This window comes from Opitutaceae bacterium TAV5 (genome assembly GCA_000242935.3).
Taxonomy (GTDB): domain Bacteria; phylum Verrucomicrobiota; class Verrucomicrobiia; order Opitutales; family Opitutaceae; genus Geminisphaera.
This window is the reverse complement of the sequence record CP007053.1, coordinates 762,659-786,362: the sequence shown is the minus strand read 5'-3', so window position 1 is coordinate 786,362 and position 23,704 is coordinate 762,659. Positions and strand designations below refer to the sequence as shown.

Annotated in this window: 31 protein-coding genes; all 31 read left to right on the top strand. The window is 62.3% G+C overall.

The features are described 5' to 3' along the window. The first annotated feature begins 20 nt into the window (after positions 1 to 20). The 31 genes from OPIT5_03945 (at position 21) to OPIT5_03795 (ending at position 23,702) form a co-directional block, all read left to right on the top strand. Complete coding sequence (locus tag OPIT5_03945; protein ID AHF94036.1) at positions 21 to 443, top strand: hypothetical protein; 423 nt, start codon at positions 21 to 23, stop codon at positions 441 to 443. Then, complete coding sequence (locus OPIT5_03940; protein ID AHF94035.1) at positions 444 to 866, top strand: hypothetical protein; 423 nt, start codon at positions 444 to 446, stop codon at positions 864 to 866. Positions 867 to 878: 12 nt separating this feature from the next. Then, on the top strand, positions 879 to 1,322 hold the full coding sequence (locus OPIT5_03935) for a hypothetical protein (GenBank protein AHF94034.1): 444 nt from the start codon (positions 879 to 881) through the stop codon (positions 1,320 to 1,322). Between the two features lie 14 nt (positions 1,323 to 1,336). Then, positions 1,337 to 2,242: a phosphoadenosine phosphosulfate reductase gene (locus OPIT5_03930; GenBank protein ID AHF89531.1), complete on the top strand. Its 906-nt coding sequence runs from the start codon at positions 1,337 to 1,339 to the stop codon at positions 2,240 to 2,242. Next, entirely contained in the window at positions 2,239 to 2,400 is a 162-nt protein-coding gene (locus OPIT5_03925) for a hypothetical protein (GenBank protein AHF94033.1), read from the top strand. The genes OPIT5_03930 and OPIT5_03925 overlap by 4 nt, the downstream gene beginning before the upstream one ends. A gap of 64 nt (positions 2,401 to 2,464) precedes the next feature. Then, entirely contained in the window at positions 2,465 to 2,857 is a 393-nt protein-coding gene (locus tag OPIT5_03920) for a hypothetical protein (protein AHF89530.1), read from the top strand. 35 nt (positions 2,858 to 2,892) lie between these two features. Beyond that, positions 2,893 to 3,153 (top strand): hypothetical protein, encoded by a 261-nt coding sequence (locus OPIT5_03915; protein AHF94032.1) that lies wholly within the window; start codon positions 2,893 to 2,895, stop codon positions 3,151 to 3,153. Positions 3,154 to 3,565: 412 nt separating this feature from the next. Continuing rightward, the gene (locus OPIT5_03910; GenBank protein ID AHF94031.1) at positions 3,566 to 3,838 is read left to right on the top strand and encodes a hypothetical protein; all 273 of its coding nucleotides are present in this window, start codon (positions 3,566 to 3,568) and stop codon (positions 3,836 to 3,838) included. A gap of 21 nt (positions 3,839 to 3,859) precedes the next feature. Then, positions 3,860 to 4,099, top strand: a complete 240-nt coding sequence (locus OPIT5_03905; GenBank protein ID AHF94030.1) for a hypothetical protein — start codon at positions 3,860 to 3,862, stop codon at positions 4,097 to 4,099. Between the two features lie 126 nt (positions 4,100 to 4,225). Further along, the gene (locus OPIT5_03900) at positions 4,226 to 4,480 is read left to right on the top strand and encodes a hypothetical protein (GenBank protein ID AHF89529.1); all 255 of its coding nucleotides are present in this window, start codon (positions 4,226 to 4,228) and stop codon (positions 4,478 to 4,480) included. Between the two features lie 471 nt (positions 4,481 to 4,951). Continuing rightward, positions 4,952 to 5,374: a hypothetical protein gene (locus OPIT5_03895; protein AHF89528.1), complete on the top strand. Its 423-nt coding sequence runs from the start codon at positions 4,952 to 4,954 to the stop codon at positions 5,372 to 5,374. A gap of 617 nt (positions 5,375 to 5,991) precedes the next feature. Beyond that, entirely contained in the window at positions 5,992 to 6,438 is a 447-nt protein-coding gene (locus OPIT5_03890; GenBank protein ID AHF94029.1) for a hypothetical protein, read from the top strand. A 1-nt stretch (position 6,439) separates the two neighbouring features. Continuing rightward, positions 6,440 to 7,264: a hypothetical protein gene (locus tag OPIT5_03885; protein AHF94028.1), complete on the top strand. Its 825-nt coding sequence runs from the start codon at positions 6,440 to 6,442 to the stop codon at positions 7,262 to 7,264. A 173-nt stretch (positions 7,265 to 7,437) separates the two neighbouring features. Then, on the top strand, positions 7,438 to 8,187 hold the full coding sequence (locus tag OPIT5_03880) for a hypothetical protein (GenBank protein ID AHF94027.1): 750 nt from the start codon (positions 7,438 to 7,440) through the stop codon (positions 8,185 to 8,187). Positions 8,188 to 8,199: 12 nt separating this feature from the next. Next, entirely contained in the window at positions 8,200 to 9,543 is a 1,344-nt protein-coding gene (locus OPIT5_03875; protein AHF89527.1) for a plasmid partitioning protein ParB, read from the top strand. Further along, positions 9,536 to 10,087, top strand: coding sequence for a hypothetical protein (locus OPIT5_03870; protein ID AHF94026.1), 552 nt, complete (start codon positions 9,536 to 9,538; stop codon positions 10,085 to 10,087). The genes OPIT5_03875 and OPIT5_03870 overlap by 8 nt, the downstream gene beginning before the upstream one ends. A gap of 154 nt (positions 10,088 to 10,241) precedes the next feature. Then, positions 10,242 to 12,056, top strand: a complete 1,815-nt coding sequence (locus OPIT5_03865) for a hypothetical protein (protein AHF94025.1) — start codon at positions 10,242 to 10,244, stop codon at positions 12,054 to 12,056. A 2-nt stretch (positions 12,057 to 12,058) separates the two neighbouring features. Next, positions 12,059 to 12,364 (top strand): hypothetical protein, encoded by a 306-nt coding sequence (locus tag OPIT5_03860; GenBank protein AHF94024.1) that lies wholly within the window; start codon positions 12,059 to 12,061, stop codon positions 12,362 to 12,364. 2 nt (positions 12,365 to 12,366) lie between these two features. Continuing rightward, positions 12,367 to 14,229, top strand: coding sequence for a portal protein (locus OPIT5_03855; GenBank protein AHF89526.1), 1,863 nt, complete (start codon positions 12,367 to 12,369; stop codon positions 14,227 to 14,229). 145 nt (positions 14,230 to 14,374) lie between these two features. After that, positions 14,375 to 16,534: a hypothetical protein gene (locus OPIT5_03850; GenBank protein ID AHF94023.1), complete on the top strand. Its 2,160-nt coding sequence runs from the start codon at positions 14,375 to 14,377 to the stop codon at positions 16,532 to 16,534. 86 nt (positions 16,535 to 16,620) lie between these two features. Further along, positions 16,621 to 16,857, top strand: coding sequence for a hypothetical protein (locus OPIT5_03845; protein ID AHF94022.1), 237 nt, complete (start codon positions 16,621 to 16,623; stop codon positions 16,855 to 16,857). Between the two features lie 6 nt (positions 16,858 to 16,863). Then, on the top strand, positions 16,864 to 17,235 hold the full coding sequence (locus OPIT5_03840; protein AHF94021.1) for a hypothetical protein: 372 nt from the start codon (positions 16,864 to 16,866) through the stop codon (positions 17,233 to 17,235). Next, entirely contained in the window at positions 17,232 to 17,882 is a 651-nt protein-coding gene (locus tag OPIT5_03835) for a hypothetical protein (protein AHF94020.1), read from the top strand. The genes OPIT5_03840 and OPIT5_03835 overlap by 4 nt, the downstream gene beginning before the upstream one ends. Further along, positions 17,879 to 18,439 (top strand): hypothetical protein, encoded by a 561-nt coding sequence (locus OPIT5_03830; protein AHF94019.1) that lies wholly within the window; start codon positions 17,879 to 17,881, stop codon positions 18,437 to 18,439. The genes OPIT5_03835 and OPIT5_03830 overlap by 4 nt, the downstream gene beginning before the upstream one ends. Further along, a complete protein-coding gene (locus OPIT5_03825) occupies positions 18,436 to 18,981 on the top strand; it encodes a baseplate assembly protein (protein AHF89525.1) in 546 nt (181 codons plus the stop codon). Before OPIT5_03830 ends, OPIT5_03825 begins: the two co-directional genes overlap by 4 nt. A gap of 206 nt (positions 18,982 to 19,187) precedes the next feature. After that, a complete protein-coding gene (locus tag OPIT5_03820; GenBank protein AHF94018.1) occupies positions 19,188 to 19,361 on the top strand; it encodes a hypothetical protein in 174 nt (57 codons plus the stop codon). A 69-nt stretch (positions 19,362 to 19,430) separates the two neighbouring features. Beyond that, positions 19,431 to 19,781: a phage baseplate protein gene (locus tag OPIT5_03815; protein ID AHF89524.1), complete on the top strand. Its 351-nt coding sequence runs from the start codon at positions 19,431 to 19,433 to the stop codon at positions 19,779 to 19,781. Continuing rightward, positions 19,778 to 20,665 carry a baseplate assembly protein gene (locus tag OPIT5_03810; GenBank protein ID AHF89523.1) on the top strand — a complete coding sequence of 296 codons (888 nt, stop codon included), beginning with the start codon at positions 19,778 to 19,780 and terminating at the stop codon, positions 20,663 to 20,665. Before OPIT5_03815 ends, OPIT5_03810 begins: the two co-directional genes overlap by 4 nt. Next, positions 20,662 to 21,366 (top strand): tail protein, encoded by a 705-nt coding sequence (locus tag OPIT5_03805; protein AHF89522.1) that lies wholly within the window; start codon positions 20,662 to 20,664, stop codon positions 21,364 to 21,366. The genes OPIT5_03810 and OPIT5_03805 overlap by 4 nt, the downstream gene beginning before the upstream one ends. Positions 21,367 to 21,372: 6 nt before the next feature. Further along, positions 21,373 to 22,932: a tail protein gene (locus OPIT5_03800; GenBank protein ID AHF89521.1), complete on the top strand. Its 1,560-nt coding sequence runs from the start codon at positions 21,373 to 21,375 to the stop codon at positions 22,930 to 22,932. After that, positions 22,929 to 23,702: a hypothetical protein gene (locus tag OPIT5_03795; protein ID AHF94017.1), complete on the top strand. Its 774-nt coding sequence runs from the start codon at positions 22,929 to 22,931 to the stop codon at positions 23,700 to 23,702. The genes OPIT5_03800 and OPIT5_03795 overlap by 4 nt, the downstream gene beginning before the upstream one ends. The last annotated feature ends 2 nt before the right edge of the window (positions 23,703 to 23,704 follow it).

Genomic DNA, 23,704 nt, shown 5'->3' with positions numbered 1-23,704 from the left:
ACGTATCCAAAGAATGGTGCATGAAAGCGGCGAGCACCGGGCAACTGACAATCGCTCTCCCCGGCGTCCCGCCTGCGCCCGCGCCGGTGAACTCTCCTGTCAGGCGCGACCGCAAGGCATACGCCGAGGAATGCGCGCTGCGTTGGTCCGGCGAGTGTTTGCGTGATGCCCGGCGGAACTGGAACGTATTTGAAGAAAACTACGAAACGCTCGCTGAAATCATCCGGACGTACTTACGCGACAACTACTGTGAGGATTTGGACGGAAAGGCGCATAACCCATCCGGAACGCTGACTGCCTGGTTGTGGCAATGCTCGGACGCCAACCCGTGGATTTGGGGCTTTTGCGCGCACTACCAGAAGTGCCACCTGCGACGCGGCCTTATCGCCTACTGCAAGCAGGTTATCGGGGAGATTCAGGCGGATGAAAGAAAGGACACATAAATGAACGACACGATACCACCACTCGCACAAAAGCTCGTCGATTTCCTCCGGGGAATCGACACCAGATACGCCGCGCATGAATACTTGGTCCAGAAGACGGCGCGCATGATTGACGAGCATGTCCCGATCAAGTCTCTCGAATCCGAACTCAATCAGTTTCGATACGAAAACCAGTGGTATCCCGCGGATGAAGTGATCCCGGACCGTGGCAAGCCCGTGCTGGTGGGTTGGATCAAGCGCAATGGCGAGGAAACCTTACGAGTGGCTGTTTGGTGGGGATTGTCACGCGGTTGGCGCCTCAGTGGATCGGATGTCAGTCCACGCACGCCACCCGATTACTGGCGCGAACTGCCCACGATTAAGCGTCGTCCGTCTAGCACTGCTGACGGTACGGATAAAGCCTCGCACGAGTCGAACGGTTAGCCTGTATTTTATATGGATTACAAAACCGAAAACATCACCACACGAGCGGAACAATCTCCGCTTTGGCCTTTGCTCTCCAAGCAGGCCGGCGAGACAATGCCTTACCTGTTGGAGCGCTATCTCCTCCTCGAAAACTGGAAGCGCCAGGACATGTGGGACGATCCGCAAGTCGGGTTTTGTCCCACGGACGAAATCGCATTCCTGCATCTGCTGCTTGCCGATGCCGTCACCGTACTCCTCTCGCAGGAGGAGCGAATCCGCCACCTGGAAACCAAGGCCGGGACTCTGATCGCCGGAGAAATCGACCGCCCGCAACGTGCTAGCGCGGCAACTCATGCCAGCGAACGTATGTGCGAGGGATGCGGCAAGCCTTCGACTCACTTCGACAGCGAAGGCGTTCCGCTGTGCCAAGAGTGCTATGACGCGCTCCCACCGCTTGAGGAGGACGAAGCGTAACACCGAGGTGAAACATGACTGAGCAACGCGAAGGCATTGTTTCGACCGTTTGGTTGGACGGGTTTGCACCGGCGACGCTGGATGAGCGTGAGGCAACCGCGCTCGCCCTGCTCCGTGAGTGGGAGCCGGACGAAGGCTATTACCTCGCATTCTCTGGCGGCAAAGACTCCATCGTCGTCAAACACCTGCTCAAGCTCGCGGGCGTGCGTTTCGATGCTCACTACAACCAGACCACGATAGATCCGCCCGAGTTGGTCCGTTACATCCGGCAACATCACCCTGATGTCGGATGGAACTTGCCCAAATACGGCAACATGATGCACCGCGTCGCCACCGCCGCCAAAGTGCCGCCAACTCGGCTCATGCGGTGGTGTTGTGGCGAATACAAAGAGCGGAGCGGTGAAGGTCGCGTGCGTGTGTTTGGAGTGCGCAAGGCAGAAAGCGCGAGCCGGGCGCGGCGGTGGAACGAAGTGGCTGACTACAATGGGCAACTCGTCATCTGCCCAATCGTGCATTGGTCCGACGACGAGGTATGGGCATTCATCCGCAAACATGCGTTGCCGTATTGCTCCCTCTATGATGAGGGATGGACGCGCTTGGGCTGCGTAGGTTGCCCATTGGCAACGCCAGTAATGCAGGCCAAAGAGTTTGCTCGATGGCCCGCGTTTGAACGGAATTGGAAGCGTGCCATCGTGGCGAATTGGGAACGGTGGAAAGACATTCCGCGCGAAGACGGAAAACCACGGTATCATGCCCGCTTCAAGAGCGGAGAGGACTTCTGGCAATGGTGGCGCACGCAACGCGCACCAGACTACTTCCACGAGGACTGCCAAGGCGGTCTCTTGTGGACCAATCAACCCGGAGACGAGGACTCTCCGGCCAACACCACGACGAGCCAGCCGGCTCCTGAAAAATCATGAAAACTAACAACGCAACGGCCGGCTTGGCTCCGGCAGACGGTTCAGCCGACCTCGCCGCGCAGGTCGCATACCAGCGCGGAGTCGCGCACGGCATGGTGGCCATGCTGGGTATCGTCTTCGCATGCCTCGTTCTCACGGCACTTCTTGTCAATGGCTGAACACCGGAAATCAGCCGGCGAAGCTCGGCTGAGGAGACTTGGTTACGCATCAATTTTTTTACCTATGAGCAAAAAACACAAAAGAAATCGGATCGAAATAACGGATACGCAAAAAGCACGCCTTGACGCAGCGGTTGAGGCGCTTCACGAAATCTTGGTCGCCTACGAGGCAGCCAACGGGGAAAGCGACAGCGTGGAAATCGCTCTCAAAATTGAGCGCGGCACCAACATCGCGGACAAGTGGCCCCGCCCTCGGATCACCAAACCATGGTGGACCGTTGGCGGCTACTTCGACGGACAAGGCAGCGGGGCAACACTTCCCGATGCATTCGAGCGACACTTCGCGGCGAACGACGCGACAAAAAAACGTGAGGCCGCAAAAATGTGCCGCATCCAAGCTGACATTTACGAGCGCGAGGCCGACGCGATTGATGCTGAGGACAAGTCGCGTGAGTGAGCGTAACACCTAGCCGAGTAGCGGCCCAAAATATCATGAAAACGAAAACTGAAAACGCAGCCGGGCCGTCTGCTCCGGCGCCTGGTTCGGCAATGCCCGAGAGCCAGATGGATGATTGCCTCGCGATCTGTCCCTACTGCCTCAAGTCGTATCAGGTCGAGAGCGAGAGCTACTCCGAATTTGATGTGGAAGAGGACTGTTACCACTGCGGGAAGACCTACATCCGCTGCACTGCTTTTGAGATCACGCATCACACACGTCCTTTGCCGAACACCCAAACGGAGGCACGGCCATGACATGCGACGGATGCTCACCGGAATTTGGATGCTGGAACGACAGCCAGCCATGCCGCAAGAGGCCGTTGCCTCGTGCGAATGGTTCGGCGTTGTCCACGGAAGAACTGATCGAGGCGTATAAACTGATGCTCACATGCGCATTCAAACTTGGCGAAAGAGACGCAAAGGAGGGTGTGACGGTGCCGCCTGCTGAATTCTCAGTCCGCACGCAAGCAGCCGAAGCTTTGCGGGAGCAATGGCTGGCTGGTTATCAGTCGGCGAACACCCCAGCCCCGGACGCGGAGCGTTCCGGGAGATGACTGGTTCGACCTCTTTTTAACCCATGAAACACTCAATATTTCTCCCAAATCTCCACCACGCCTACGCGCAGACAGATAGCTCGTATGCTTTCCCGAACAGCAGAGAGGGCGATATGCTGAAGACGGCAAAAACCGAAATCGAATATCATCTCGCCGGTATCGAAAAGTTGCGGCGGGAAATCCACGAAGCCGAGGCGGACCACCGCCACGCCTGCCTGAATCTTGGCATTGCTGCGCAGATCGCAAAGTCATCTCGACTCGACACATTGCGCCAAGCCTTCGCGCTCGTGACCGGCACCGCTGTGAACGGTGCTCATTTCAACGCTCTTCTTGGGTCGAACACCCCCAATGCGGAGCACGTAGTGACTCCGCCAATACATGGTTAGCCTGTTTTTTCTATCACACCTATGAAAATCGCACTCTACTTTGAGGATCAGCCCGACGGCACCGTCAGGATGCAACGCAAAGATCTCGCTGGTCAGTCATCTGACGGCGAAGCAGCCAGCATTGTGCTTGTCGCACAAGATGCCGTCCGTGACTTCATGCTGCGGCAAAATCGACAACGCCGCGAAGAAGACACGGACATTGAGCCGTCAGATGCCGACCTCTCCCAAGCCGAAAAAATCCTTCGGGCATTCGGAGGCTAACACCACAGATCACGAATCGCCGAAGCACGGCGGCGATTCCAATTAAAACGAAACCGGCGATTTCGTGCATCGCATTGTTCGGAGAACCTCATGCAAACAACAGCAAATCAAGTCAGGCAAGTCCTGATGAATGAACTCGGATTGAGCCGCGAAAGCGTGCGCCAGTTGGTCGAGCAGATCGTTACCGAGACGGTAAATAAGCACATGACCACTTTGGAAACGAGCGGGGCGCTTGCCCGCATTGTTGAAGACGCTTTTCACCGCCTGTATCGCGATCCCAAGACTGGCTACGCTAATTTCAAGAGCCTCATCCAAGACGCAGCCATGACCACAGCCAAGGTATTCGTGTCGGAAAATGTCCGTATTTCTCCGAACACCTGATTCTGGAAAGACAGGTTCGCATATCAGTAACCAAATTCTAATGACAAATCATGAAAGAAACTATCATAGTATTTATCGCAGGCGCATTAAGTTTCGCCGTCCCGTGTGCGGTGGTGTTGTGCAGGTGCTACCCGAAGGCTTTGCATCGTGCTTACTGCCGAGGCTGGGTCGATTCGTTCATTAAACACACCAAGCCTCGTACGTATCGCCGAAATAATGACGGCCAGTTCGCCGGAAAGGAGACTTTATGATCCTCGATCAAGATAAAGATGAAACGAGTAACGTAAAACCTAATGCAGACAACCGAATCTCACTAACGTGGGGCGTCGATGGATACGGGAAGCGCCACTACCTCTGCGCGAAATGCGAAGAGGTGTTTGGGGCGGTGGACCCGGACACAATAAAACATGAGTGCAGGAAAAGACGACGAGATGACCCCGTTCTTATTTACAAAGAGAGAAGCGACCTAAAATGAGCCGCCGCGTAACCATTGCCGACCTCTCGCCGAAGTTTCAGGTCGAGGCATATCGCCAAATCGCCGCCAAGGCCGCGCCGGCGATAAAGCCCACCGTCGCGCCATCCGCCAAACCGCGCATCCGCCAAAAATCGGGCGACGGTCTCAACGGGTGGGAGCGCGAGCACCTTGGCCGCATCCGTCCCCTCTGGCATCACATTTACCGCGAGCCTACTCTTCCGCTCGCAAACGGTGTCGTCTACAAGCCCGATTTCCTCGTCGTCCGCGCTGGCGAAATCGAGGGGCACGAGGTGAAGGGTCAGCACAAGCCCGCCGGCATTGCAAAGGTCAAGGTAGCAGCCCGTCTGTATCCGTGGATCAAGTTCAGGCTCTTTTGGAAAGAGAAAGGTCAATGGAAAACGCAGGAGGTGCTTCCGTGACCCGCTATCCGCCATATTACGGATTAACGAGAACCGTAATAACGCGAAGCTGGTTTTTTCCGAGCAATTCGCCCAAGAGTTTTCCGACGCGAATCAACGCCTTCCCCTGCGGACAGCGGCCGTGAGAAAGCCGAAGCGAGACATGAATACATCATCACCACAACAATTTAACCCGCACTCCGAGAGCAGGCCAATCATGTCGGCCAATTTCTCACGCCTCGGAGTGACGGGTTCCTTTTTTGGATCAAATGGACTGGCTTAACCTGCATATCCCGACCGTCATTCGCTCGCCCGAATACATCGGAAGCTCACCTGCCGAGCGCGGAACATGGCTCTCGGTAATTGCGTATGCCTGCACGATCGAATGCGGCGGCATACTTGTCGGCGCTGCCGCATGGAAAGACCGCCAATGGCAGCAGTCTTGCGGGGTCACGTTGCGCGAAGTGCGCGCCGCCTCCCGCCTCTTGCGCGTCAGTGGAGATGACGTGATCGTCAATGGCTACCCTGCCTCAAAAGAGGCGCACGTGAGGCAGGCACGAGGGGCGGGGATGGCGGGCGCAATGGCGCGATGGGGAAAGCGTAGCGACTCTGCCAATACCGAACCCATTGGCGAAACGATGCCGACCGGCATGCCGACCGGCATAGCGGACGGCATTGGCGAAAAAATGGCGACCGGTATAGCGAACGCCAATGCGGAAGGGGAAGGAGAAGGAGAAGAAGAAGAAATACCCCCCCTCCCCCCTGAGGGGGGCGCGAAGGCTTCGGCAAAAAAGTCTCACCCACCCCCGCCGCCGGAATTTCCGCCACCCCTCGACACCCACGAATTCCGCACCGCCTGGGCCGACTGGCTGGCCTACCGTCGCGAACGGCGGCTGTCGGCCTACAAGCCTCGCACCGTCACCGCACAACTGGCCACCCTCGCCGAATGGGGGGAATCCGCTGCCATCACGGCAATCCGCGACTCGGTCCGCAACCAATGGCAGGGACTTTTCCCGCCAAAACCGACACAGGGTGCATTGCCACGCCGCCCGCCCTCCGACCCCGAACTGTTCCGTGCCTTCTGACATGCCCACAGACGCCGACACACCCGAATATCCGGCCATTGAGCCGCCAGCCGATGTCAACATAGGCGCCGCCGAAAACGACGCCGCCAAAGCGCAGGCAATCGCGCCAGCACCAAGGCCCGACTTCCTCGCCGTGCTCGCTGCCGAAACCGGCGTCGACATCAACGCCGTGCGCAACGCGCCGCCGCTCGACCACGAGGCGCTTTCGCGCAAAGCCATCTCCGAGGCACGTGCCAAATCCCGCCGCGAGCAATTCGAGCATGACATCGGTGCCGGCTACCGAGAGTCCGACTGGACGCACCCCAAAATGCAGCCTTGGCGCGAGCAAATCGACCGCGTGATTGGCTGGCAGGTGTCGCCCAAAGGACTATTGCTCTCCGGCCCAACCGGACGCGGGAAAACCCGGTCTCTTGCCGCGCTCTATCGCCGCCTAGCCATCGACGAGGGGCACGAGGTATTTTACACAAACGCCTCTGACTGGTTCGCCAGGCTCCAGACGTGGGTCAATTACGGACGCGACGATGCCAGGGGATGGGTTCACGCCCAAGCAAAGCGGCAGATATTCATCCTCGACGACATCGGGCAAGAGGCCGTCAGCACCGCCCGCGCCGATTGGGCACAAGCCTGGCTTTTCCGCTTCCTTGACCTTCGGCGCGAGCACGCTTTGCCGCTCCTCGCATCGACAAACCTTTCGTCTGCTCAGATCGCCGGCACGAGCGAGAAAAGCGCCATTCGCCAGGAGCCGTTACTCCGCCGCCTCCTCGATCTCTGCGAAGTCATCAACTTCGGTGAACGCCCTTCACGGCCCCATAACCCAAACTGCTAAAGTAACCACAAACCAACTACAGGCTTGACATGAAAACGACCGCATCCGGGAGATTACCCTTGTCGCCCCGAACCCACGAAGCGCAACCAGGACGGAGTTACGAAACACCCTCCCGCTTCGCCCGCGCATCGCACGCACAAGCCGACGACGCAGCCCTCTGGTAATCCGTAGCCATGCCCGACAGCAACGATCTGCTCTCTCGCAAGTCCCTCGCCGCCGCGCTCGGGCGAGGATACGCCTATGTCACCGCCATGATCCGCGACGGGTTCCCCATGCCAGCCAACCGGGCGACACTCGCCGAGGCGCGCGAGTGGCTGCGCGCGAATCCCGATTTCCGGCAATACCGGCCGATGAAGCAAAACAAAGAAAATCGAAGCAAAACAAAGCAGAATCTTTCACCAGCGGACCGCCCCACCTACGACTCGCTTCCGCCCCACGGCAAGGCCATCGCAGACGTGATCGGCATCCCTGACCTACTCCGCCTCGCTGCCGCTGCAAAGAGTCGTCACGTATCCATCCCGCACGCACTCAAGGAGGACTGCGCCGTCGTGCAGATGGTCGGCATGGAGGTCGCGCGTAAACTTCACGCCGCATTTCCCGGCGAGGTCATCCTGGTCCCGCAATGCTGGACTGCCGCGCTCAAGCCAAAGGCGATTGCGGCCATGCAGAAGGCCACGATTCTCGGGGTCGGTATCCGTGATCTAGCGTGCATAACAGGGCTGTCAGAAAGCGGCGTAAGGGCTGCCCTGCGGCGTTCGGTGACTGGCTCAGGCGTAGTTGATGGAGTAATACGGGACGCTAAATCCATGCAAGAAAATGATGGATGGCGGGGGGAGGCGGGGGGGGGTATAGGTTCTTCCCTGGGGGGAGGGGTGCGGGTGGAAAACAACCGCAGAGTTTCTGTAGTTAGCGAAAAATTGTGACCTTTTTACTAAATGACCACCGCACCACTCAAGATTGACTACCTCGCGACCGCCTCGCTGATACCTTACGCCCGCAACGCTAAGTTGCATTCAGACGCGCAGGTTGCGCAGATCGCCGGCGCAATAAAAGAGTTCGGTTTTAACAACCCGGTGCTGATCGACGACGAGGGCGTGATCGTCGCCGGCCACGGTCGCGTGCTGGCCGCGCAGAGCCTCGGGCTTGAGCAGGTGCCGTGCGTGCGCCTCAGCCACCTGACCGAGGCGCAACGTAAAGCCTACCGCATCGCCGACAACCGGCTCGCGGAAATCGGCGGCGGCTGGAACGAGGAGCTTTTGCGGATCGAGCTCGAGGAGTTGGCCGAGCGGTTTGATTTCGACACCGGCCTCACCGGCTTTACCGCGGCGGACATTGCGGCGCTCGCGTCGGGTGCCGATACGCCGCAAGGTTCCGGCGCCCTGTCCGAGCGGTTCGGTGCGCCACCGTTTTCGGTTTTCGACGCGCGCGCCGGCTGGTGGCAGGACCGGAAAAACGAATGGCTGGCCTATGGCTTGGCATCAGAGGAAGGCCGCAGCGACAGCCTGATATTTGAGTCCGAGACGGCGAAAAACTTCGGACGGATGCACGGCGGCAACGCACCCAAGGGGACCAGCATCTTTGACCCGGTGCTTTGCGAGTTGCTCTACACCTGGTTCTGTGCGGCGGGCGGCGTGGTCCTCGATCCCTTCGCCGGCGGGAGTGTCCGCGGCGTGGTCGCGTCCGAGTTGGGGCGGCATTACGTGGGCGTCGATCTTCGGTCCGAACAGGTCGAGGCGAACCGCGCACAGGCCGAGATCCTGTGCAAGCCTCCTCACCCGGCGCCGGTCTGGCACGTGGGCGACTCGCGCAACATCGCGCATCTCGCGTCCGACGTCCGCGCCGACTTTCTTTTTTCCTGCCCGCCCTACGCCGATCTCGAAGTTTACAGCGACGACCCCGCTGATTTGTCCACGATGGAGTATTCACAATTCATTACATGTTACCGGGAAATCATCAGCGCGTCCGCGGCGTTGCTCCGCAACGATCGCTTCGCCTGTTTCGTCGTCGGCGACATCCGCGACCCGGCTACCGGCCTTTACCGCAACTTCGTCGCCGACACCATCGCGGCCTTCCACGCCGCCGGCCTTGCGCTCTACAACGAGGCGGTGCTTGTCACGATGGCCGGCTCACTCCCGCTGCGCATCAACAAGCAATTCACCGTCGCCCGCAAACTCGGGAAGACGCACCAGAACGTGCTTGTATTCGTAAAAGGCGACCCGCGCCGCGCCGCCGCGTCGTGCGGTGACATCCAGCCGTGGGAGGGGAGGGCGGATGAGTGACGTTGACGCGAACCGCCAGACCGTCGCGATTGGTCCGCTTGCGAAGCTCTGCAACCTGACGCCCGCCCGATGCTCGCAACTGGCAAACGGGGGAGTCATGCGCAAGGCCGGGCACGGCCTTTATTACCTGCTGCCCTCGGTGAACGGATACATCCGCTATCTCCAGGAACGGAGCATCGGGAACAAGGAATCCGATTACGCGGGCGCCAAGCGTCCCGCCGAGACCAGCCCGCGTCGCCGGATCGAGGAAGCCAATGCGCGCATCAAGGAGGCCGAGGCCGCGCAGTTGGAGGGCGCATGGCTCCCCATCGCAGCCTACGCCAGTGCATGGATCGAGCTTGCCACCGTCATCAAGACCAAGCTCCTCGCCATCGAGGGCGAGGTTCCACCCGAGGCCCGCGTCGCCACGCGTGCCGCAATCCACGAATCCCTGAATGAACTTGCAGACCACAGTATGGAAGAAGTCGCTGAGCGAATTGCTAAAGAAGTCTCTGGAAGCGATGCGCCCGCCGCCGAACCTGAAGACGAGCAAGTGGGCGAATAAGTATCGGCGACTGCCGCGCGAGACAACCGCTTCGCCGGGTAGATGGCACAACGAGAAAAACCCGCTCCTGGTTGAGCCGATGGATTCCTTTGACGACCCGCTCGTCGAGGGGACGGTATTGAGAAAGTCGGTACAGGTTGGCGGATCTGAATTGTTGCTCAACGCCATCGGAAAGACTGTGCACATCGATCCATGCGCGATGCTCTACCTTATGCCCAAGGTCGAGGACGCGCGTAAATTCTCCATCAAGCGCCTTGCCCCGATGATCCGCGATACGCCCGTATTACGCACGCGGTTCGTATCCCCGAAGTCCAGGGACACCGGCAACACCATCGAGTATAAAAAATTCGTCGGCGGCGACATCACGATCGTTGGCGTCAACTCTCCGTCAAACCTCGCCTCCCTCCCGATCCGCATCGTCCTTTCCGACGAGGACGACCGGCAGGCGGCAAGCTCCGGTGACGAAGGCGACCCCTGGGAACTGGCATGGGCGCGCACGACGACCTTCCGAAACCGCAAGGGCATCCGCGTATCCACGCCCACGCTCCTCGGTTCCTCGCGCATCATCGCCGCCTATGAGAACACCGACAAGCGCCTCCTGCACATCCCGTGCCCGCATTGCCGGACGCTCCACGTCATCACCCGCGACATGCTCACGTGGGAGAAGCGCGAAGACAAGTCCCCCAGGCCCGGCACCGCGCGCCTGATCTGTCCGCATTGCCAGACCGGTTACGACAACGCGGCCAAAAACGCTGCCATCGCCACGCTCCTTCTCCCCTCCGACGACCCCGCCCCTCGTGCCCGCTGGATTCCCACCGCGCCTTTCAATGGCTGGCGCGGCTATTTCGTGTGGGCAGCGTATTCGCCATTCATGACGCTCGACGAGATTGCGAAAAAAATCCACGACGCCCGCACGTCCGGAGACCCCGCAAAAATCCAGGTGCTGGAAAACACCGTCTTCGGCGAAGGCTACGCTGGCGTTTCGGAGAAAATCGACGAAAAGAAAATCGCCGGTCGCGCCGAGAAATATACCGCCGCCGTCCCGCGCCGCGTCCTTATCCTCACCGTCGGACTCGACACCCAGGATGACCGCATCGAGGCCGAGGTTGTCGGGTGGGGCGCCGGGCACGAGTCGTGGTCCATCGACTACCGCGTCTTCCCCGGCGATCCCGACATTCCGGAGGGACAACCCGGCTCCCCCTGGGATGCCGTCACCGAATTCCTCGGCACGCTCTACCGCCACGAAAGCGGACTCGACATGCGCATTACCGCCGCCGCCATCGACACACAGGGGCACAAGACACAGTCCACTTATTCCTACGTCAACGCCCACCGCTCACGCCTGTTTGCCATCAAGGGCAAGGGAGGGTGGGACCGTAACCCTGTCTCGAATCCGACGCGTATCCGTTTCGGCAAGAACAAGTCGCGTCATATTTTTCTCTATACACTCGGCGTTGACCAACTGAAGAACACCGTCGTCGGTCGCCTGCAAATCGAGGCGCCCGAGTCAGGAGAGCCTTGTCCCGGCTACTGCCATTTTCCGCTCGGGCGCGATGCCACCTACTACGAACAGCTTACCGCCGAGCGTCTCGTCACCACGATCAAAGCCGGCCGCCGCGTGACGACGTGGCAAAAGGAAAAGGACAGCGACCGAAACGAAGCCCTCGACTGTCGCGTCTATGCGTGGGCCGCGTTTCTCATTCGGTCGCCGCGCCTCGATCGCATCGCGCTCAGGCAGAAGCGCCAGATCGCCGCCCGCTCTCAGGCCGCCCGCGAACTCGACGCCGACGACGCAACCCTTCCGGAGTCCGACGCCGGCACGCCCGACGACGCCGGCACACCTCCCGCACAAGACGAAACGCCCGATGTTGCGCAGGATACGAGCGACAACGAAACACCGCGCAGCCGCCGTAAGAGGCGCCGGCGCGATAGCATATCCAACCGCATCTCCCGCCTCCGATCCTGGTAGCCATGCCCGACACCACACCAACCGCCGACGTCCACGTCACCGCTGCCTTGCCGGTTACGGCATCGGGCAGCGTCTCGCCTCCCGGAACTCCCGCCGTCTCCTACCGCGAGATCGTCCGTAAAATTGACGCCATGATGGCGGGCCGCGCGGACGACGGCGTGAAGAGTTACCAGATCAACAACCGCCGCCTCGACCGCTACTCCATCACCGAACTCCTTGAGCTTCGCAAATACTACGCCGGCCTCGCCGCCCGGCAGGAAACTCCCCGCGACCGCCTCGGTGGTCGTCGCATCGTTTGCTATCTCTGACCATGAGCCTGCTTGACCGCATCCCGTTCCTGCGACGCTCCGGTAGTGACGTAAAAAATACGAACCGGCAATCGCGTGCGCACTCTCGCCCGCGCTCTGGCCGAGTCGCTTCGCCGCGAGCCATCCTTACCGCCGAAGGCACCGGGCGTCTTGAGTCCACCTGGGGTATCACTCCGCAGGAGATCGACAGCTTCATTTACTCCCACTGGAACAAACTCGTTGCCCGCTCCCGCGTCATGGCGCGGACAAGCGACCACGCCCGCAAGTTTGTGCAACTTTGCCGGGACAACATCGCCGGACCCAACGGCTTTACCCTGCAACCGCAGATCACCGGTGCTGACGGAAAGCCCGACAAAGTGGCATCCGATGCGATTGTTGATTCGTTCGCGAAGTGGTCGAAGAAGAAAAACTGCACGGTGACTGGACGCATGTCCCGGCGGGCGCTTGAGCGTCTGGCGGCGACGGAGCTGGCGACGACGGGCGAATTCATCCTCCGCAAGCGGTGCGGGCCCGGCGCGGGCCCGTGGGGATTTTCCCTGCAAGTGATCGACCCCATCCGCCTTGACCCCTGCCACGTTGAGCAACTCACCGATGATCGCTTCATCAAGCACGGTATCGAATTCAACGCCGACGGGCGCCCGCTCAATTATCACTTCCTGAAAGAGCCGCCGGGTGCGTGGCTATGGGGAGCCACCCGAACGAGCTTCGAGCGCGTCGTCGTTCCCGCCTCGGAAATCATCCACCTCTACGTTGCCGAGTACACGAACCAAAAGCGCGGACTACCTCCGATGATGACTGCGCTTGCGCGGATGCGCGTGCTGCAAAACTACGAAGACGCCGCCCTTGTCGCCGCCGATGTCGGCGCCCGCAAGTCAGGCTTCTTCAAAGATCTCGACCCCGAAGAAGAATCAGATCCCGTCGAGAGTGAGGACCTGCCTATGGACGCCGAAGCCGGCGTATTTGAAAACATAGGAAACCGGGAGTTCATAAAATTCGACCCTCAATATCCATCTGGCGAATTCGCCCCGTTCACTACTGCTGCCCTCCGCGCCATCTCCTCCGGCCTGTGTGTCAGCTACAACAACCTCGCCAGTGACCTGACCGGAGTAAACTTCTCCTCGATCCGCCAAGGCGCGCTTGACGAACGCGAGATGTGGAAGGGCATCCAGGAGGACGTCATCGAAGGCGTATGCGATGACACTTTCGAGGCATGGCTCGAATACTCGTTGCTTGCGAAAAAGATCGTCGCAAGGGGCAAGCCACTGAACCCCGCCCGGCTGGACGATTACCTCTCATGCACTTTTGCCGGACGCCGGTGGGGATGGATCGACCCCGCATCGGAAATGACCGCCGCCGAGAAGGCCCTTGCTCTCAAGCTGCGCTCCCGCTCCTCGATCATCCGCGACTACGGTGCCGACGCGTGGGCAACGTGGAACGAGATTGCCGCCGACAATGCCGACATGGAAGCCCTCGGACTCGAGACCGAGGTTATCGTTGCCGGTGCTACCAACGTCCCGACGACCGAGGAAAAGGACAAGGCCGACGACAAGGAGGGCAAGGGCAAGGACGCCGACGCGAAGGGCGGCAACGAGGACAAAGACGCCACTGGCAAGAAGCCTGTGCCGCCCCCCCCGCCTCCGCCCAAGAAAGCAGACGCCGAGACGACTCCCTCCGAAGCGACGCCCCCCGAGGCAGAGCAGGAGACCGCCGCCAAGGACGCCCTCGCCGTGCAGCTTGGCGTCGGCGGCACGACCGCGCTCGTCGAAATCCTGAAAGACCCTAACCTCACAAGCGCGCAGAAGAAGGATACCCTGGTCATCCTCTTCGGACTCTCCGAAGCCGACGCCGAAAAACTCGCCGGCTAAGGCCGGGCGCCCATCCGTATCCCTCCGCCTGTGACACCGCCCCGGCCTCGCCAGCCGGGGCTTTTCTGTGCCCGGCCATCCCTCGGCTGACCCCGCGCACTCCCCGCACAAGACCGCATTGCCCTCTGTGTGACAAGGTGACGCCATGCCCGCACCGGACATCACATTTTCGCCGCTCCCCGCCTGGACGTTGGGCCCGCTTTGCCGCGACACCGATCCACGCGGCAACGGTGACATCGGCGACCATCCTCACGCCGTCCCTGGCGAGCGCGGAGCGTGGCGCGAGCAGCCCTTGCGCCGCACTCTCAGCTTCGACCCCGCCACCGTCAACGACACCGACCGCACCGTCGAAGTCTCCTTTTCGTCTGACACCCCGCTCCTCCGGTGGGGCGATTACGAGATACTCAGCCATGCCTCGGGCGCTTGCGACCTCACCCGCCTCAACGACGGCGCTTGCGCCCTCTTCAACCACAACCGCAACGACTACATCGGCAAGGTTGTCGAAGGCACCGCCCGCATCGAGGGAGGCAAGGGACGCGCCCGCATCAGGTTTTCCGAGACGGAACTCGGCGAACGCATCTTCAAGGACGTAAAGGCCGGAATCCTCCGCCAGGTCTCCGTCGGCTACGAAGTGCTCGAATGGCAGATCACCCGTGCTGCCGACGGCAAAAGCCCCGACACCTACACCGCCCTCCGCTGGAGCCCCTACGAAATTTCCATCGTCACCGTCGCCGCCGACACCTCCGTCGGCGTTGGCCGTGCGTATCCGAAAAACAACCACCACACCAAAAGCACCATGAATCGCGCACAACTCATTGCCGCTCTCCGCCAGCGCGGCATTGCCTTTGCGGACGACGCCACCGACGAACAGCTTCAAGCCCTCCTCGATGGTGCGCCCTCCGACGGCAACCGTAACCACCAGCCGACGCCGCCCCCGGCGCAGGCTCCTGCCCCGGCTGCTCCTGCCGCCGCGGCCCCGGCTCCCGCCGCTCCCGCGGGTGGCGGCCAGCGCGCCACCGCGCCGGTTGTCGCCACGGTGGGCACCAGCGTCACCGACATCCTCAACCTCGCGGACGCCTACGCTCGCGCCATCCCGACGGCGCACGACCTCGCCCGCGATGCCCTGCGCCAGGGCCACGACATTACGCAGTTCCAGCGCACGCTGCTTGACACGCTCAACACCGGGAACCGTGCCGCCGAGAAGCAGATTCGCGAGACCGCCACCATCGGACTCGGCGAGCGGGAGGCCAGCAAGTTCAGCTTCCGCAAATTCATCCTCGCCATCACCGCCCGCCCCGGCGAGCGCCACGTTCTCGACGACGCTGCCTTCGAGCTTGAGGTGTCCGAGACCGCTGCCACCAAGCTCCGCGCCTCCGGGCGCGAGGTCCGCGGTCACGTCATCCCGCACGACGTGCTCGAACTGTCCGGACGCCGCGACATCGTTTCTGTCAAGACGGGCAATGACTATACAGGCACCGGTGGTAATGTGATCCAGAATACGCTCATGATGGGCTCCTTCATGGAGATGCTCCGCAACCGCTGCGTGTTCCTCAAGCACACCACGCCGCTCGGCGGGCTCCAGGGTTCCATTTCGATTCCCAAGCAGACCGGCGGCGCGACCTCCGGATGGATCGGGGAAGACGACGATGCGCCGGATACCGAGGTCACTCTCGGCCAGGTGGCTCTTTCCCACAAGACCGTCGCTGGCTATACGCAGATCACTCGCGACATGCTCAAGCAGCCGTCGATGGACATCGACGCCTTTGTCCGCCGCGAACTCGCCAACTCTCAGGGGCAAGCCATCGACACCGCCGGCTACTATGGCACCGGTGCCAACGGCCAGCCGCTCGGTCTCAAGAACGTCTCCGGCATCTCCGCTTACCAGTTCGCCGATGGCGCCGTCGATTACGCCGGCCTCGTCGCGCTGGAGACAGCCATCGCCGCCGAGAACGCCGACATCGGCTCCATGCTCTACTTGCTCAACGCCGTCGTGCGCGGCCAGTGCAAGACCACCAAGCGTTTCCCCGGCTCTGCCGGCGAGTCCGTGCTGTGGGAACCCGGCAACACGCTCAACGGCTACCCGACCGACGTGTCCAACCAGATTGCCTCGACCGACATGTTCTTCGGCGTCTGGTCCGAGATCATCCACGCCCTGTGGGGTGGCCTCGAAATCCTCGCCGACCAGAAGGTACGCAATGCGCGCATCGAGATTTCCGCGTTCCAGGACATCAACTTCTTGGTTCGCCGTCCCGAGTGCTTCGCCCTCGGCGACCTCACGCAGCCCGAGCCCGAGCAGGGCGGCTGACAATCCGCCAGTTACCAACCCTCGGTGACTGGCTTGCTTACATCTCACCAAACCACGTAAACACGTAACAGAAAGGTAATTACACTGTGAAAGTCGTAGAAATCATCAAGCCCATCATGGTAAACGGAAAGATCGCCAAGGCGGGATCGACGGTACAGGTCGATAACGGCCTCGCCAAAAACCTCGAACTGCGCGGTCGGGGAAAGATCATCAAGGACGTCGGGAACGCCGAGGGCACTCGCATCCTCACCACGCCCAAGGCGACCAAGGAATCCAAGGACCCCAAGGGCGCCAGTCCTCCCCCTGCCGATCCCAAAAAGTAACCGCTCGTGCAGGAAGATATTTCCATCTTCTTCCGCGAATTCTCCACGCCCGTCACCGCGACAATCGGTGGCGGGCTTTTCACGTTTCGCGGCATCTTCGATGACGGAGACCTGGCGGCCAGACTCGGCAAGACCGACGCCGACCTCACGCAGCCGCGTATCACGTGTAACATGACGGACGCCTCGCGCCTGTCGCGCAACATGCGCGTCACCGTGTTCGAGCGCGGGCCAGGTCTCCCCGGGCCCGGTGACTACGACGTGCTCGAAATCCTCCCCGAGGGAACCGGCCTCGCCGTCGTTGTCCTCGCCCCGCCCGGCCCCGCGAGTGCCGGCGCCGACGCGCTGCATGACGACCTCCTCGACGACACCGGCGCATGAGCACCATCGACATCACCATCACCGCCGACGGCCTCGACGACCTGCGCGCCGACGCCGAGGCGCTGGGAATCTCCGTCGAAGAGTTCGAGCGCGCTGCGAAGAAAGCCATCACGACCACCACGCGCACGCTTCACCGCCTCGGCCTCTCGCGCCTTGCGAAGATCACCGGAGCCAAGTCCGCATCGCTCCGCAAACACCACCGCGTTTCCATGCCGGCGAAAGGCGCGCTCGGCGTCATCTGGTTCGGGCTCGATCCTGTTTCGCTCTCTGCCTTTCCGGCGTCCGCGATTCGCAAGGTACCGAAGGGATTCCGTATCAAGAAAATCGGCTCGACGGTCTGGCAACGCCCGCCGAAGCGCGGCGACATCACGGCCAATGTTCCCGCAGATCACACCGGCCGCGTCTATTCTTTCGGTGGCAATTCCGGCGGGCAGGTATCCACCGCAGCCCTTGAGAAATCCCCCGGGCTCCGCCGCCGGGCCCGCAACACAAGCCCCGACGCCCTCCTCAAGATCTATCGCCGCATCAAGGCCGAAGGACTCGACGCCGTTGACCAACTCGGCGACGAGGCCGACGCCCTCCTCGAAAAGAACTTCCGCCGCGAACTCGATCAGGTCATCCGCCGCAAACGCTACGCCAAAAAATGAGCACGCCCGCCGACACCAACATCAAACTCCTGCCGCTCCTCGATGCCATCAACGCCCACATCAAGGGTAAGTTTTCGGCGCTGCACGTCGCCGACCACGAGCGTTTCACGAAAGACACACCGCGCCCCGCCGCGCTCACGGAGATTGCCGACATCGCCGTCCTCGATCCCACCGGCGACGACGGCACCGAACGCCTTTGCATCACCCTCTCGTTTTCCACCTTCGTCATTTACAAGGGCATCGGCGACGAGCGGGAAAACCGCATCGCCGTCCGCGCCCTCGCTCTCCGCATCGCGCACCATCTCCGCAAAAATCCGCTCGCCGGCCAGCCCGTCAGCCAGCCCGTCGTCACTGACATCGCTACCGACTACCTCGCGGCTGATGGGGACAACGCCAACGGACGCAACAACGCATCCCTCGTCGAGTGCCAGCGCATCGACTGGTCGGTCGATGGCTACGTTGGCGAGGACCTCTGGACGGATGAAATCATTGGCGAAACCCTCGTGTTCGGAGAGCCGCAAATCACCGACGAATACTTTGACCGCCTCTCGCCATGAGCCGGATACTGACCGACGCCATCCGCCGCATCACCGAGCTTGAGCGCCGCCAGGCGAACATGCTGCGCGTCGGCACCGTCGCGCAACTCAGTGCCGATCCGCCCCGCGTCCGCGTCAAGATCGGCCTGCTCCTCACCACTTGGCTCCGCTGGCTCACATATCGCGCCGGCAACGTCCGCACCTGGTCCGCGCCGACGATCGGCGAGCAAGTCCTCGTGCTGGCGCCGACCGGCGACCTTGCGCAGGCGGTAGTGCTCCCCGCGCTCAACCAGGACGATTACCCCGCGCCCGGAGACAACCCCGCCGAGACCGTCGCCGTTTTCCCCGGCGGGCTCCGCATCCGGACCCTTGCCGACGGCTCCGCCGTCATCGACGCAGCCGCGCTCACCCTCAAGGCCGGGCAAGTCACCATCGACGCACCCGTCTCCACGACCTCGACAATCACCAGCGCCGGCGACCACGTGGCCGGCGGCATCAGCCTGATCCAGCACACGCACGGCGGTGTGGATCGGGGCAGCTCACAGACCGACCCGCCCTCCTGAAAAAGACTCGCGCTCCGTCGCCGCCGCCGATTGGCTCCCGCATGGCCGTGACAAGCCAACCAAAACAAAGGCGCGAATCGCCCTATGCCGGGCGGCGGAGGGCGGCTCGTCTGCCGCCCAATTGTCACCCGTCGCTTGGCATAGGGTCTTAACCAGTGCGGACATGGGCCGTGACAAGCCTGCCCCGCACACACCCACCACAGACGATGACACAGAAAACGCCCGGCGATAAAGCCACGGACAGCGAAATCCCCAACCCCGCGACGGACATCGACGGCATGGCGCGAGCCCTCGCGCATGCGCTCAAGACCGAGCCGGTGTCGGACGACTTGCCGCCTCCGGACGCCAGCCGCGAACCAGCGCGGCCCCAGGCTGATTGAGCCTTTCGCGCGCGCCACCGCGCACTCCCCGCACAAGACCCCGGACGCCGCGCCCGGTAACGTGTCGCCATGCGCGGCACAGACCAACAGACAGGCAAGGCCATCGACGGCATCGCCCATCTCCGGCAGTCGATTCGGGACATCCTGACGACGCCGCTCGGCTCACGTGTCATGCGTCGGGACTACGGATCCCGCCTCTTTGAGCTTCTCGACGCGCCCGTTACGCCGGCATTGCTCGCGCCCGTAACCGCTGCCGTTGCCGAAGCCCTCGCCAAATGGGAGCCGCGTTTCGCCCTCGAAAGCGTCGGCATCAATTCCGGCGCCACCACCCCCGCCGCCGGTCGCCTCGTGCTCACCCTGAAAGGTCGCCACCTCCCCGACGGCCATCCGCTCACCCTGGAAGGAGTCGCCACCGCATGAGCGGCATCATCGACATTTCCGGACTCCCCGCGCCGGCCGTCGTCGAGACGCTGTCCTTTGACGCAATTCTCGCCGAGATGATTGCGGATCTTCGCGCCCGCGACCCCGCCTTTACCGCTCTCGTCGAGTCCGACCCCGCCTACAAAATTGTCGAAGTTTGCGCCTACCGCGAACTCCTGATCCGCGCCCGCGTCAACGACGCCGCCAAGGCCGTCATGCTCGCCTACGCGACCGGCGCCGACCTCGACAACCTCGCGGCAAATTACGGCGTCATCCGCAAGGTCGTCACGCCCGCCGACCCCGAGGCGCTTCCGCCGGCCGAGGCCGTGATGGAGACCGACGCCGATCTTCGCCGCCGCGCCCTGCTTTCCCTCGATGGCCTTTCCACCGCGGGCCCGACGGGTGCCTACAAGTTCCACGCCCTCAGCGTGGCCGGCGTCCGCGATGCCTCCGTTTCGTCGTCCGCGCCCGGCGTCGTTGACGTGTATATCCTTTCCACCGCTGGCGACGGCGAGCCATCCACCGAACTCCTCGATGCCGTGCAAGCCGCCCTCACCGCCGAGGACGTGCGCCCGCTGACCGACAACGTCGTCGTCAACCCTCCCGAGATCATCGAGTACACCGTTGCGGCTACCCTCACCACCTTTGCCGGTCCCGATGTCGCCGTCGTTCTCGCCGCCGCGCAGGCCGCCGTCGGGAAATACGTTTCGGAAAACTTCCGCCTCGGACGCTCGATCACGCTCTCCGGGCTCTACGCCGCGCTCCACCAGTCCGGCGTGCAGCGCGCTGACCTCGTCTCGCCCGCCGCCAACATCATCTGTCCTGCCGGACATGCCGCCCGCTGTAACGGCATCAGCATTACACACGGAGGGACCGAGACATGAGCACGACTGCCGCCGATCCCACCGCCCTCCTCCCGCCAAACTCCACTCCCCAGGAGCGCGCCATCTCCTTTGCCACCGAGCGCGCCGCCACCATTCCCGTTCCCAACCGCACACTCTGGAATCCCTGGACCTGCCCCGCCGACACCCTGCCCTGGCTTGCGTGGTCACTCGACGTGAAGGACTGGGACAGCGCATGGACCGAGCGCCAGAAGCGCGCCGCCATCGCCGCCTCTGTCGAAGTCCATCGCCGCGCCGGCACCGTCGGCGCGCTCCGCCGCGCCCTCTCCGCCATCGGCTACGAAGTCGCCATCAACGAAGCCACCGGCCAGCCCTACACCTTCGATCTGGAAGTCGAGGTGGGTGACAGAGGTATGGACGCCGAGACCTTCGACGAAGCCGAGCGCATCGCCCTCGCCAACAAAAACGCCCGCTCCCACCTCCGCGCCGTGCGGGCCATCCTCCGCAGCAACGGACGGCTCACCCTCGCCGCCGCCGCCAACAGCGGTGTCAACACCGCCGTCCTCCCCGCATGGCGTCGCACCCCGGCACTCGCCGAGGCGCTCCTCATCGTCGCCGCCGCCGCGCATGACATCGACACCGTCACGATGCTCGCGCCCGAAACCAACGTCACCGCCCTGGAGTGGGAGGCCGTCATCGCCCTCGGCATCGCCCCTCACGTCACCGCCCACCTCACCGCCTGAACCATCATGGTCCTCGAAACCATCGTTACCAATATCGGCCTCGCAAAGATTGCCTCCGCCATCGCCAACGGCGTCACCGTCAACCTCGCCGCCATCGCGCTCGGTGATGGGGGGGGCAACCCCGTCACCCCGTCGCAAACTGCCACGGAGCTTGTCCGCGAAGTCTGGCGTGGCGGGCTTACGAACCTCACCAACGATCCGAACAACCCGGACCGCTACGTCGTCGCCGAAACCATCGTGCCGACCGACGTTGGCGGGTGGGCGGTGCGCGAGGTGGGCGTGTTCGACGACTCCGGCGCGCTCATCGCCGTCGGCAACTTCCCCGACACCTACAAGCCGCTCCCCACCGAGGGAGCCGCCCGCGACCTCGTCGTCCGCATTTACCTCGCCGTTTCCTCGACCTCCGCCGTCGAACTCCGGATCGATCCCGCCATCGTCCTTGCCTCCCGCCAATGGGTGACGGACAACTTCACCGTCGGCGCCCAAATTCCCGGCGGCAACACCGGTTACGTCCTCCGTAAAAAGTCCAACGCCGACGGCGATTTTGAATGGGTGGATATTGCCAGCGGCACCACGATCCTTGTCGCGCCCCGCGAGGAAGTGCAAACCTTGGTTGCCGGGCAAACGGTCGTCACCCTCGCCGTTTGCACGACCGAAGGCGTCGCCATTTACCTTGACGGCGTCCGACTGCGCGGTCCGGCCGTAGCCGATCCGCAATTCAGTATCCAGGACGATACTACCCTGACACTCGCCACGCCTGCCACCGCCGGCCAGAAGCTCCACGCCGCGCAGAACGAACCTGCTAGCGAACTCGACTACCTCCGCGGGGTCAACAATCTCGGCGAGATCAAAGCGGCCGGCGCTCCGGCACAACAGAAGGCGCTCGAAAACCTCGGTCTCCCCAACACGCTTGGAAACCTTGCGAAGGCTGTCGGCGAATTGCTGATGCCCGTCGGGCACATTTACGTCACCGTCAACAACACCAACCCGGCTGCTCTGCTCGGCTTCGGCACGTGGGCCCGATGGGGTGAAGGACGCTCCCTGACCGGCTTCTCGACGAGCGACGCCGATTTCAACGCTGTCGAGAAAACCGGTGGCAACAAGACCGTCACCCTGACCGTCGCGCAACTGCCCGCCCACACGCACAACAACGCCGCGCAAACGATCACGACCACCAGCGCTGGCGCGCACACGCACGCGACCAATTCAGTTACCGTTACGACTACCAATGCGGGCAGTCATACCCATGCCATTTGGGGAAACTCATCGGCGGGAGAAACCTCCAGTGCATACGGCTTTGCCAACACCAACGCAGACCGCCCGATTACCGGCGACAATACGGGTGCGGCATGGTTCACCCAAAATGGTTTTGGCACACAACTGATCCAGACCGCCGGAGGGCACACGCATACCGTCACCATCCCCGCTCTCACGGCGGCCAGTGCCGGCGCGCACACGCATACTGTCACCGTCGAGGCCAAGGCCACCACCAGCGTCGGCAGCAACTCCCCGGTCAACATTCTGCAACCCTACATCGTCGCGCACCTCTGGAAACGCACCGCATGAGCTACGCCCTCCAACTCACCGACGCCGGCCTCGCCAAACTCGCCACTGTCCTCGACGGACAGCGCCTCATGCTGTCTCAGATTGCCGTGGGCAGTGGAGTCACCGAAACGCCCGCCGCGCTCGCTGCCCTCGTGCACGAGGAATACCGGACCGACATTACCAGCCGCACGCCGGTTGCCGGCGGCATCCGCGTTTCGGTCGTCCTCCCGGAAAACGTCGGTGGCTTCCTCGTGCGCGAGATCGGCCTCATCGACATCGACGGCCTCCTCATCGCCTACGGCGCCTGCCCTGCCTTTCCCAAATCGGGCGCGGGCGATGGCTACGCTTCCGCCGTCACGCTCGCGCTGACCCTCCTCCTCACTACCGCGCAGACCGTGCAGGTAAACATCCTGCCCTACGCATCGCTCGGTATTGGCGATGTCGCTACGAAGGTTCCCGACCTCGGCGCCTACCGCATCAAGACCGACGAGACCGGCAGCTACTACCAGCTAAAGAACGGCACGACGGGAGCCTTTCATACTCTCTACATCACCGGAGCCGCCGGAGCGGAGCAACTCGCCTTCGGCCCTGCCGATAACACCGCCTTGCCGACGTCGCCAACCGCGCTCGTCACCCGCGACCCGCAGGGCGGCACCTACCGATTCCGTCAGACCCTCGACGGTGGAGTCGTCTACCAGATCAAGAATATCACCACCGGAAAGTTTCACACGATTTACGTCTCCGGAAATGCCGGAGCCGAAACCCTCACCTTTGGACCTGCCGAAGACTGACC

Coding starts and splice junctions, on each gene's coding strand:
- OPIT5_03880 (AHF94027.1), top strand. CDS start 7,438: ATGCCCGACAGCAACGATCTGCTCTCTCGCAAGTCCCTCGCCGCCGCG.
- OPIT5_03915 (AHF94032.1), top strand. CDS start 2,893: ATGAAAACGAAAACTGAAAACGCAGCCGGGCCGTCTGCTCCGGCGCCT.
- OPIT5_03855 (AHF89526.1), top strand. CDS start 12,367: ATGAGCCTGCTTGACCGCATCCCGTTCCTGCGACGCTCCGGTAGTGAC.
- OPIT5_03870 (AHF94026.1), top strand. CDS start 9,536: ATGAGTGACGTTGACGCGAACCGCCAGACCGTCGCGATTGGTCCGCTT.
- OPIT5_03900 (AHF89529.1), top strand. CDS start 4,226: ATGAATGAACTCGGATTGAGCCGCGAAAGCGTGCGCCAGTTGGTCGAG.
- OPIT5_03935 (AHF94034.1), top strand. CDS start 879: ATGGATTACAAAACCGAAAACATCACCACACGAGCGGAACAATCTCCG.
- OPIT5_03795 (AHF94017.1), top strand. CDS start 22,929: ATGAGCTACGCCCTCCAACTCACCGACGCCGGCCTCGCCAAACTCGCC.
- OPIT5_03810 (AHF89523.1), top strand. CDS start 19,778: ATGAGCGGCATCATCGACATTTCCGGACTCCCCGCGCCGGCCGTCGTC.
- OPIT5_03805 (AHF89522.1), top strand. CDS start 20,662: ATGAGCACGACTGCCGCCGATCCCACCGCCCTCCTCCCGCCAAACTCC.
- OPIT5_03875 (AHF89527.1), top strand. CDS start 8,200: ATGACCACCGCACCACTCAAGATTGACTACCTCGCGACCGCCTCGCTG.
- OPIT5_03860 (AHF94024.1), top strand. CDS start 12,059: ATGCCCGACACCACACCAACCGCCGACGTCCACGTCACCGCTGCCTTG.
- OPIT5_03890 (AHF94029.1), top strand. CDS start 5,992: ATGCCGACCGGCATGCCGACCGGCATAGCGGACGGCATTGGCGAAAAA.
- OPIT5_03905 (AHF94030.1), top strand. CDS start 3,860: ATGAAAATCGCACTCTACTTTGAGGATCAGCCCGACGGCACCGTCAGG.
- OPIT5_03945 (AHF94036.1), top strand. CDS start 21: ATGAAAGCGGCGAGCACCGGGCAACTGACAATCGCTCTCCCCGGCGTC.
- OPIT5_03910 (AHF94031.1), top strand. CDS start 3,566: ATGCTGAAGACGGCAAAAACCGAAATCGAATATCATCTCGCCGGTATC.
- OPIT5_03825 (AHF89525.1), top strand. CDS start 18,436: ATGAGCCGGATACTGACCGACGCCATCCGCCGCATCACCGAGCTTGAG.
- OPIT5_03895 (AHF89528.1), top strand. CDS start 4,952: ATGAGCCGCCGCGTAACCATTGCCGACCTCTCGCCGAAGTTTCAGGTC.
- OPIT5_03940 (AHF94035.1), top strand. CDS start 444: ATGAACGACACGATACCACCACTCGCACAAAAGCTCGTCGATTTCCTC.
- OPIT5_03925 (AHF94033.1), top strand. CDS start 2,239: ATGAAAACTAACAACGCAACGGCCGGCTTGGCTCCGGCAGACGGTTCA.
- OPIT5_03830 (AHF94019.1), top strand. CDS start 17,879: ATGAGCACGCCCGCCGACACCAACATCAAACTCCTGCCGCTCCTCGAT.
- OPIT5_03930 (AHF89531.1), top strand. CDS start 1,337: ATGACTGAGCAACGCGAAGGCATTGTTTCGACCGTTTGGTTGGACGGG.
- OPIT5_03800 (AHF89521.1), top strand. CDS start 21,373: ATGGTCCTCGAAACCATCGTTACCAATATCGGCCTCGCAAAGATTGCC.
- OPIT5_03920 (AHF89530.1), top strand. CDS start 2,465: ATGAGCAAAAAACACAAAAGAAATCGGATCGAAATAACGGATACGCAA.
- OPIT5_03835 (AHF94020.1), top strand. CDS start 17,232: ATGAGCACCATCGACATCACCATCACCGCCGACGGCCTCGACGACCTG.
- OPIT5_03885 (AHF94028.1), top strand. CDS start 6,440: ATGCCCACAGACGCCGACACACCCGAATATCCGGCCATTGAGCCGCCA.
- OPIT5_03815 (AHF89524.1), top strand. CDS start 19,431: ATGCGCGGCACAGACCAACAGACAGGCAAGGCCATCGACGGCATCGCC.
- OPIT5_03820 (AHF94018.1), top strand. CDS start 19,188: ATGACACAGAAAACGCCCGGCGATAAAGCCACGGACAGCGAAATCCCC.
- OPIT5_03850 (AHF94023.1), top strand. CDS start 14,375: ATGCCCGCACCGGACATCACATTTTCGCCGCTCCCCGCCTGGACGTTG.